This window comes from Mesorhizobium sp. (assembly GCF_005063415.1).
Classification (GTDB): Bacteria; Pseudomonadota; Alphaproteobacteria; order Rhizobiales; family Rhizobiaceae; genus Mesorhizobium.
In genome coordinates this window covers 1-9,144 of record NZ_SUEG01000182.1, presented here as the reverse complement: position 1 = coordinate 9,144, position 9,144 = coordinate 1, and the positions used below count along the sequence as shown (strand labels likewise).

8 protein-coding genes and 2 pseudogenes are annotated in these 9,144 nt (G+C 59.3%); 4 read left to right on the top strand and 6 right to left on the bottom strand.

What is annotated here, in order from left to right; genetic code table 11:
• Window positions 1-619, bottom strand: a 619-nt coding sequence (locus E5W70_RS28570) for a recombinase family protein (RefSeq protein WP_292664657.1), incomplete at its 3' end; no start/stop codon positions are given.
• A gap of 342 nt (window positions 620-961) precedes the next feature.
• Here E5W70_RS28570 and E5W70_RS28565 point away from each other — a divergent pair.
• Window positions 962-1,522 carry a DUF1003 domain-containing protein gene (locus E5W70_RS28565; RefSeq protein WP_292664656.1) on the top strand — a complete coding sequence of 187 codons (561 nt, stop codon included), beginning with the start codon at window positions 962-964 and terminating at the stop codon, window positions 1,520-1,522.
• A 134-nt stretch (window positions 1,523-1,656) separates the two neighbouring features.
• Here E5W70_RS28565 and E5W70_RS28560 read toward each other — a convergent pair whose 3' ends face one another.
• The gene (locus tag E5W70_RS28560; protein ID WP_292664655.1) at window positions 1,657-1,851 is read right to left on the bottom strand and encodes a hypothetical protein; all 195 of its coding nucleotides are present in this window, start codon (window positions 1,849-1,851) and stop codon (window positions 1,657-1,659) included.
• A gap of 106 nt (window positions 1,852-1,957) precedes the next feature.
• Between E5W70_RS28560 and E5W70_RS28555 the strand changes: the two genes are divergently transcribed.
• Window positions 1,958-2,869, top strand: coding sequence for a PhnA-like protein (locus E5W70_RS28555; RefSeq protein ID WP_292664654.1), 912 nt, complete (start codon window positions 1,958-1,960; stop codon window positions 2,867-2,869).
• 15 nt (window positions 2,870-2,884) lie between these two features.
• Here the strand turns inward: E5W70_RS28555 and E5W70_RS28550 are convergent.
• Window positions 2,885-3,041: pseudogene (locus E5W70_RS28550) on the bottom strand (L,D-transpeptidase); the annotation flags it as partial.
• A gap of 235 nt (window positions 3,042-3,276) precedes the next feature.
• Between E5W70_RS28550 and E5W70_RS28545 the strand changes: the two are divergent.
• Window positions 3,277-3,490 (top strand): annotated as a pseudogene (locus tag E5W70_RS28545) (L,D-transpeptidase); the annotation flags it as partial.
• A gap of 118 nt (window positions 3,491-3,608) precedes the next feature.
• Complete coding sequence (locus tag E5W70_RS28540) at window positions 3,609-4,769, top strand: PHB depolymerase family esterase (RefSeq protein ID WP_292664653.1); 1,161 nt, start codon at window positions 3,609-3,611, stop codon at window positions 4,767-4,769.
• A 165-nt stretch (window positions 4,770-4,934) separates the two neighbouring features.
• Here E5W70_RS28540 and E5W70_RS28535 read toward each other — a convergent pair whose 3' ends face one another.
• The 3 genes from E5W70_RS28535 to E5W70_RS28525 form a co-directional block, all read right to left on the bottom strand.
• The gene (locus E5W70_RS28535) at window positions 4,935-6,158 is read right to left on the bottom strand and encodes a PAN domain-containing protein (RefSeq protein WP_292664652.1); all 1,224 of its coding nucleotides are present in this window, start codon (window positions 6,156-6,158) and stop codon (window positions 4,935-4,937) included.
• Window positions 6,142-7,797: an ABC transporter permease gene (locus tag E5W70_RS28530; RefSeq protein WP_292664651.1), complete on the bottom strand. Its 1,656-nt coding sequence runs from the start codon at window positions 7,795-7,797 to the stop codon at window positions 6,142-6,144. The genes E5W70_RS28535 and E5W70_RS28530 overlap by 17 nt, the downstream gene beginning before the upstream one ends.
• A 142-nt stretch (window positions 7,798-7,939) precedes the next feature.
• Window positions 7,940-8,770, bottom strand: coding sequence for an excalibur calcium-binding domain-containing protein (locus E5W70_RS28525; protein ID WP_292664650.1), 831 nt, complete (start codon window positions 8,768-8,770; stop codon window positions 7,940-7,942).
• Between the last annotated feature and the right edge of the window lie 374 nt (window positions 8,771-9,144).

The window sequence follows — 9,144 nt, the reverse complement described above, 5'->3', positions numbered from 1 at the left end:
TGCGCGCTGTTCGAACGCCGCGGCTGTTCAAGGCAACGGCCAGGCCACGCAGGCTGGTGATGCCGGACTGCTGAATGGAGGCGATGATCGGCAGCACGGTCTGAGCAAATCTGTCAGCTTCCCGAATCGAGATCTTCCGACCTCTCGCTGCAGCTTCCGCTGTGTTGGTCGGATTACCGAGTTTTATGCCAGTGGTCTTGCGAGAGGCGAGGGCGGCTTTGGTGCGCTCCGAAATCAGCCGGCGCTCCTTCTCTGCCAAAGCGGCGTAAAGGTGCAACATGAACGGATCGGCATCGGCACCGAGTTCGGCCACAATGAAAGGAACCCGCTGGACCATCAGGCCGGCGATGAACGCGACGTCACGCGAGAGTCGATCAAGCTTGGCGACGATTACCGGGCACTTGGCCTGTCGGGCCAGGGCGAGGGCGGCAGTCAGTTGCGGTCGGCGGTCCAATGCATCGGCGCCCTTTCCAGTTTCGACCTCGGTGAACTCCTGCAGGATGGTGATCCCCCCGGCTTGGGCAAACTGGACGACCGCGGTGCGCTGAGCCTCGATGCCCAGTCCCGAGCGGCCTTGCCGCTGCGTGGAGACACGATAATAGGCGACTGCGCTCGGCAAGTTGACCTTCCCCAAGGGTGTGCAAACTGTAAACCACCGTTTGCACTTTGCTCACGGACCGTAAATAGGCAAGTTATCTCAACACCTTGAAGTGATATTTTGGTTTTGCGGTGCGGCATCAACCAGGGCCCTCGACCATAACGAAGACGCTCAGGAGCCCGGATTGCCTCGCCCTTTCTCAGCGGGAAGCTCTGGCGGCGCCAAGCGTCTAAGACCCCGAAATGGCCCCGGTAAAAGCGGAGCCGATAATTAGACGGCTCTAGTCGGGAACAAAGTCGAATACCCGTGATTTTGTACGTTTGCCCAGAGTGGCAGGACCGATAGCTATCCAACGGGTGTTCCATGGATTCTCCAACGTTGCCTCCGCCACCTCCGACTGAACTCAGCCAAGCACTGAAACGCAATATCCAAGCGATTGAGGAGCGCCGGGCGAAGGAAGCAAGCGATGCAACTTTGGAAGAGAAAATCGCTGAGGCGATTACTTCTTTTACGGGCAGTATGCGTTTCGTGTACCTTCACTTGGCCGTGTATGGCGGCTGGATCGTCTCGAACTTGGGCTGGATACCGATCACTCCGCCATTTGATCCGACATTCGTGATATTGGCTATGGTAGCTTCCGTCGAGGCCATATTCCTCTCGACCTTTGTACTGATCAGCCAAAACCGGATGTCAGCTGCCGCAGATAAACGGGCGGATCTGGACCTTCAGGTGAGCCTGCTAACGGAGCACGAACTCACAAAGCTTACTGAACTTGTCGATTCAATAGCGGATCGGTTAAATGTAAAACCAGCCTTAAGCGATATAGAAGTCGGCGAGATTAAGAGGGACATTGCGCCAGAAGAAGTGCTGGACGAGATCGAATTGAAGCAGCGGGAGACTGCGAAGAAGCTGGACCAGCGCTGAATCGACACAACGCCCTAGTGTCATGATTTCGAAGTTCGGTTAATTTTTGAGCTTCGGGCGAACTTCGACAGTCAAAACGACAGGCCAAATCAACGCTTCCTACTGTCGGCAATGCCGAAGATCGGCGGCAAGATTCATTGGATCACCGAGCGGTTCCGGGTTTGAGCGGTCGCCTCAAGGTGCGCCTCGCCTGCCAGCGCGGCTTCCAGATCGTCGATGGCAGCACCATACTTGCCGCCTTCGAAAACCCTGTCGAGGCGTTCAAGTTCGTCCGCGACCGAGGTGCTCGTGTCTGGCTGGACTGGGGCAGAACGGTCGGCAAGGAACAATTACCTATCCGCTGGGTTAAAGGGGCCTAGGGTCGTCAATACGCGCCATGCAACATCGCAGCGCTCGTTCTCTAGGAACTCGCCGCGACATTCAAGGAGAACAATGATGAGCGCCGCAATTTCCAACTCCGACAAAGGGGAAAATTTGGCTTACTCGACCGCCAGTGACGACGCTCGCACGATCTTGCTGAACAAAGTTAGCTGGGGCGCCGTTTTCGCCGGGGTGGTCGTCGCTCTCGTGGTCCAAGTCCTGCTGACTTTGCTGGGTGCGGGTATCGGCATCGCCACGCTCAATTCCGGGACCGGTGACAATCCCGAGGCATCGACCTTTTCGATTGTAGCCGGTATCTGGTATGTCCTGTCCGGCATTGTTGCTGCGTTTATTGGCGGCTACATCGCTGCTCGGATGTCCGGCAAGACGCTCCCGACCACGGGCGCCTTCCATGGTCTGACAACGTGGGCACTCACAACCTTGCTGGTCTTATATTTCCTTACCAGCACCGTCGGCATGATTGTTGGCGGAGCTTTCAGTGGCATTACAAGTGCAGTCGGCGGCTTGAGCGACACTGTGGCGCAGACTGCGGCCCCGATTGTCGCCGAGGCCAATCCTCTCGAAGCTATTGAAGCTAAGGTGCGCTCGACCGGAACAGATCCGGAAGCCCTTAACAATGCGGCCATTAACGCAATGCGCGCTCTCATCATGGGCAACGAGGCGGATGCGAACGCAGCGCGTCAAAACGCGGCGCAAGCACTGGCGACGGCGCGCGGCATCCCTCTCGAACAAGCCACGCAGCAGGTGACGCAGATGGAACAACAATATCACCAAGCCGTCGAGCAGGCGAAGCAACAAGCGGCGGAAGCCGCAGATATCGCTGCTTCGGTCGTATCGTCCGGCGCACTCCTGGCATTCGCTTCCCTTGTGCTTGGCGCGATTGCGGGCTGGTTTGGTGGCCGTTCCGGGGTGGTTCACCCAGTCTTTGCAGACCGCCTCATACCCACGCGGCACGGTTTGAGATGACTCTCAGTACCGCCCGCCCTGTTTGAAATTGAGCGTGGGATTGTAGGTGTAGGTCGGGTTCTCGACCACCGCCTGACCGTATGGGTACCGGAGGGGGGAGGGTTGTCTTCGCTGCCAATGGTGGCGGGATAGGCTGCCAGAAGGGAGCGTCTTCTGCATAAGCGCGAAGCTGGCCCTCTGCCTTGTCCACTTCCAGCCTGACGGCTTTTCCGCGCTTTGCCTGAGCCGAGATCGGCCAGAGTCGATCATGGAACCTTTGTAGGAGCCGCTGCCGTGGAGCAGGGACAATGGGGCGCGTGGCGAGTGTCGCTCCCAACTGCTCGAAGTAGAATCCGGCTGTGTCAGGCATCCATATCGTTTATCGTGTACGCCGTGCGTCCGCTTTGTGCCGATGAACGAACATGACGAACAACGACAAGATCCCGACCCTTCCGCCCGGACCCAATGGTCCCGTCGGGACGATCTGGATCGACCTGTCCGAACCGAGCTTTGGTATCCACGGCACTCCCGAACCCGCCCGTATCGACAAGACCGGCTCGCAAGGCTGTGTTCGCCTGACCAATTGGGGCACAGGAACTTGGCAAGCTTCTCACCCAAGGCGTGCCAGTACAGTTCCTGTGAGCGGCGAAGCAAATCGTTAGGCGCTTTGCCTATTATTGTGCAGTGCAGCAACGATATTGCTGCCCACGCGTTGCACAGATTGCCGTCCATTCCGGGCGTCAGAACAGGGACGGCCACATTGCGAAAAATCTCCGACACCATCGCGCGCCTCTCCGCGCTGCAGGCGCGACATGCCGCACATCCCCCCGACCTCGGTGCGTCAGACCACTTCCGGACGCTGGCCGACTTCGGTACCAATCCCGGCGGGTTGGGAGCGAAGGTCTACATTCCCAATGACCTATCCAAGGGCGCCGCAGTCGTCGTCGTGCTGCATGGCTGCACACAGAACGCGGCTGGCTATAACCATCATTCCGGCTGGTCCCAACTCGCCGACGAGGCTGGCTTCGCGCTCCTCTTTCCCGAACAGCAACGCGGCAACAACCCGAACCTCTGTTTCAACTGGTTCCAGCCTGGCGACACCAAGCGTGGTTCGGGCGAGGCGCTTTCGATCCGCCAGATGATCGAGACGATGGTCGTCACCCACGGCCTCGACCGAAGGCGAATCTTCATTACCGGCCTCTCGGCCGGAGGCGCAATGGCGGCGGCCATGCTGGCGACCTATCCGGAAGTGTTTGCCGGCGGTGCGTTAATCGCCGGCCTGCCCTACGGCAGCGCAACGACAATCCCGGAGGCCTTCGATCGCATGCGGGGCCACGGCGGTCCTTCGGAACAGGATTTGCAACGGGCCCTCCGCGGCGCATCGGATCATCCGGGACCGTGGCCGAGGATTTCGATTTGGCACGGTGCTGCTGACCACACGGTTTCGCCTTCCAACACGGAAACGATCGCAGGCCAATGGCGGGGAGTCCACCGGCTTGAGAAAGCGCCGACGCGTCGCGAAGTTGCCGGATCGCACGCAAAGCAAGTCTGGCGTAACGACGCGGGAGAGGCCTTGATCGAAATCAACATGATCGCCGGGATGGGCCATGGCACGCCGCTCGGCAACGGCCTGGGCGCTCCGGGACCTTATATGATTGATGTCGGCATCTCCTCCACACGCGAGATCGCGCAGTTCTGGGGGATCGCGGCCACGGAGGAAAGCGCATCCCGGAAATCGAGGCTGCAAGTGCCCGCCAGCCAACGGCCACTACCCCAGTCACCGGCGCCAGCTATAAATGCGAAGACGAAGCCCCCGCATTCGACTGCCATCTATCAGTTCCAGCGTCACCCGGAATCGGGCCAACCCGGCGTGAAGAAGATCATCGAGAATGCCTTGCGGGCAGCGGGCCTGATGCGCTAGGCGGGCGGCGCAAATCGCTCGCCCGCTGTCTCACCGGCCCGCGAAGGTCAAGCGGCTCCGACCAGGCAAGGGAACGCGTCGGTTCTTTGGAATGACCGCTTTTCCGCGAGCAGTCGCCATGCACCTCGTCAGATCCTGCTTCCCCCGCGCGTCCCGGTGCCATACTCAACTGCGGGTGGCTTTAACGCTCGACGTCACCCCCTTGAAAGGAGACGATGATGTCACGCTGTCGAGCATGGCGCACATCTTGTTCGGACCGTCAAAATTGAAGCCTAGACATCTCTGATCAGCGGCGCAGGCGACTACGCAGTCGGCGTAGCTGCTCCGCACATTCGCGTAAGCGCCTCCAATGACTACTGTGTCCTTGGCGAAAACGAGGCTAGAGTACTGGAGCTTCGCCTTGATGGCTCCCTTCGCAGCCATCACTGCGTCAGGATTTCTAACCAGAATCGACCCATTATCTTTCATGAAACAAGCGGCGTGCTTCTTGTCGTAAGTGAGTGCTAAGCAACGGCCATCTGTTTCGCATTGGGCCTGACACTGTTCAAGCGAGACATTCCAAGCGGGCATACCCGGCAGATCGTTTCCGATCGCGTCCCATCCGTCCTGCACAAACAGTTCTTCGGCCGCGGCCGCTGCTTCTTTCCGCTTATGGTCCATGTCGAAATCGTTTGGCGCGAAACTGGCCTCGTCGAGCCAGAGGCAACGGCTAGCGAGTTCTCGCGCCGAATTGTCGTCAAGGCCCACCGATGCGAGTGTCTCGATCGATGACACTGGTGCCTGCGGCATCGATGTAGGTGAGGGTCTGTTGACAAGGCTTACCTGAACCTCGACTCCGGTGTTCGCCAGCCTTCGCGTATAACACCAAGCGGTGTCCCAAGTTGGATCCTTCTCGCTGTCAAAATGGTGACCGGACTCCAGTTGCCAAGTGCTGCCAGCGTAAGTCACTTGGCGATTGGCGAACTTTACGAAATCGAACGTATCTGGATTGACTGGCTCTGCGGGCGGCAGTGGCGGCTGCTCGATTGGCGGTGACTTCGGAGTGTCTGTCTTTCCCTCGTCGGCGATTGTCTCGCCACCCGGAATTCTGTCTTCTGGTTTCTTCGTCTCTATTGGCCGGTTCTCGTTCGGATTCAACGGTTCGTTTTGGGCGACCGGCGGCTCCGGTTGGATCGCCGTTAGGTCGCGATCAAAGACCAGCCATATCCCCATACCGATCCCAATTGCGGCCATTGCGATGGCAGCGCCGCTAGCCATTCGCCGAAATGCATTGGCACGAGCGATCTGGTCGTGCGCAGCTGCTTCTGCCTGCAGAGTTGGAATAGCCGACCGTTTGATCTGCAGATCGATCGCTTGTTCGAGAAGCTTGGTGTTATGTCGTACGAGCACGTCTACTACCCCGTTTCGCCTCCGGTGTCGGCTCGTCAAAATCTAATTGCAGTTCACCTTCTAGGGTTTTCTCCATTGGGTCGTATTGCCCTTTTGCAGAGACCTTCACCAGATCGACTACTTCCGGGGGCAGTTCCCGATCCAATGCCCGGCGTAACGCTTCGGGGTCGTCAGTAAGGATGGGAACATAGAGGATCTCTTTGACGACCTTCTCGACTTCCACGGGAACCTCGACCCGCCTTTCGACTTCTCTGTCGACCGGCACCTGCACGGATACCTTCCGGACACGGCGCCACCGCCAGCGTAGCAACAATCGGCGTAGCAAACGCGAGAGTTTACTATCACGTTGAACTTCGGGCTGTGCGCCGATGCGTTGTAGGGCCAGCGCAACCATCGCCGTGATCGGTCCCGCTAATGCGGCGATGAATGCAAGCGAGGCGAACCAGATCGTCGATACCGTGCCGGCCTGGGGGTCTGTAACGTCTTCCGGCTTCACGCCATACCAGCGAGCTGCCAGCCTACGGATCTGATCGTTGCGAGCGACCGGGAGACGCTCTGTTTCCAGGCGGTTCAGTTCCGTCGCGATGGCTTCTTGCCGCTGCTGGTTCTTAGCGAGCGTCTCTGACTTGCGAGCCGCGGCTTCCTGAGCGGCCGCTAGCGCAGTACGCGCTTCGTCAAGCTTACGATCCCAATCGGCAGCGGTGCCGTCGTAGAGTTTCTCCAGATCGTTGCGCCTAGCCTCAAGGCGCTGTTTGTCTTGGGGGGTCATCGGAGGACTATCTTTTCGCAGCCTCTCATATTCTGCGCGGGCCGCGGCGACTGCCGGCTCCACTTCGGCCAATTTCGGCGCGAATTCGGCCTCTTTTTTGGGCCGCGGGTTAGTCAGCTTGTTCAGCCCGTCTTCGTTGCGCTGCACCGATGCAAGGTCGCCTGTTTCGCGTGCGCTCTTTATGCGATCAACGTAGCTATCCCGCTGTCGCTCGAATTGCTCCACGGCGTCCTTGATCTCTCGGTCGCGCCGTTCCACGAGCGCGCTCAGCGCTGCTTGTTTCTCCTCGAGATGCTCCTTGGCTCGCGCCGCCGCTGGTGAAAGGGTGGTTGCGGCCTGCAGCTCCTGGTCAACGTCTGTTATCCGTGCACGCAATTTGTCGCGCTCGGTGTCAGCCAATCCACCGAGCTGCTCCAGATCGCTTCGGGCCTTTGCCTCGTCGTCAGTGTTTCGCAAGCTTTCGGCTGCCGCCTTGAGATTACCGAGCTCTTGCTGGAATCCTTTGGTTTGGTTGGCGAAGTTGGCATACTGCACCTCGCGCATTGTGCTGGCACGCTCCAATCCCAGAAGGACTGTCTCAAAAGTGATGCCGGCCAATACGAGCAGAAACGCTAGGATAACAGGTTTCCAAAACCACGAGGCGCCGAACAGAAGCGTGGCGATTGGGATTTTCGTCAGCTCAGCAATCGCGATCATAAAGAACGGGGCACTTGCAAGGACAAGGTCCATTGAGTCCGCCGCCTCATTGGCAACAAAGCCGCGGTAACTCAGAGCCACGCCGGTTGCCAGACCAATGATCGCCGCGACAATTTCAAGTGCCCACGCACCGCGATACGTCCACTGGCCATAGCTCGCCAGTTTCTGGCTCATTGCCGTGTTCATATGCAACCCCCACCCTCACCAACCCATCTTGACGTGCGACGCTGGCGTTTGCAGCAAAATATACCGCTACATACGGCGCAGCAGTACCATTCTGCGGGACGCCGCGTTGGCACGTTAGGTGCCGCGCATTTCAGCATAGGGTTTCACAGGCTATGCCGTCCTTGTCGCGGTCTAGCTTCCCACCCCACGAGCAGTTGCCCAAATACCAGTTCGCTTCATCACATGAGCTGATTTGGGAGCAGGTTCGCCGGGGTTGGCATGAATAACCCTGCGCGAGCTGCCGGTCACTGATGATGCCGAGAGGCTGACTGGTCGCCGGTCGCGGATTTTCCGAATGCTCGGTGCGCCATTCCCAAGGCGCCTGAAACGTTCCGCCCCATAGACCCAAGTTTGCTGCCTGCGCCTTCGCCTGCTGACCCGCGTAGGCCCCACGGCTGTAACGGGGCCAGTCTAACGCCTGACCGTGCTCGACCATCCACGAGGCAACGCCTGCACCGTCGGCCCTTGTGCAGTCGCCGACATAGCGTCGATATTGATCCCACGTCACGAAGGCGCACCGCACCGGCTGGGACATCGCGAGGAAGGCGTTTAGCGTTTCCGCCGCACGACGCCCGCAGGGATACTCAAAGCCCTTTGCGTCGCTGCAATACTGCCGGCTCTCGGGAGCGTCGATTCCGTTGAAACGAATGCGCTGCCCGTGAATTTCTATCGTGTCGCCATCGATTACGGAAGCAACACCCGCGATTGGGGCCGGCGTTAGCTCGATCCGACTCGATAGGTTTGTCTCGGGGAGGCGTTCGCTGTGCTGCACAATGAACTGCGTCACCAAAGCAGCAGCCCCGGCTACGCTCATGAAGACCAGCCGCTTCGGAACGCCAGCCAGTCGGCGTGCACGCCGCAGCTTTGCTCCAGTGCGCTTTCGCCACTGGTCAGAGCGATTTTCGTAGCGGGATTTGTCCAAGCCCCTTCCCCCCGTTCGAAGAATGCGACTCCTGCGCCTCAGAGTCCAGATGGAGTGGCAAAAGAGGCGCGTCGCGTAAATCGAGGGATCGCGCCCTTGCTGAAGCGGCTAGCCTGCGAGGAGCGGCTGAAGGCTGAAAAGACGCCCTCCTTGGAGACACGCGATGGAACAGCTTCGCAGTGAAATGGGTGTTTTTGGCGGATCCTGGCTTTTGGCTCGCGCTGGCGGTCGTGCTGGCTCCCTCGGGGATCGGCGCTGCACTGCTTCTGTGGGTAGCCAGCCCCCTTGGCTCTGTGCCTTCTCCACCGCCGGTTGGTGGACGCGTTACAGCTCACGGGCCTAAAGTCGACCCGATCGCGCGCACTTGGCAAGCC

Coding starts and splice junctions, on each gene's coding strand:
- E5W70_RS28565 (WP_292664656.1), top strand. CDS start 962: ATGGATTCTCCAACGTTGCCTCCGCCACCTCCGACTGAACTCAGCCAA.
- E5W70_RS28555 (WP_292664654.1), top strand. CDS start 1,958: ATGAGCGCCGCAATTTCCAACTCCGACAAAGGGGAAAATTTGGCTTAC.
- E5W70_RS28530 (WP_292664651.1), bottom strand. CDS start 7,797: ATGAGCCAGAAACTGGCGAGCTATGGCCAGTGGACGTATCGCGGTGCG.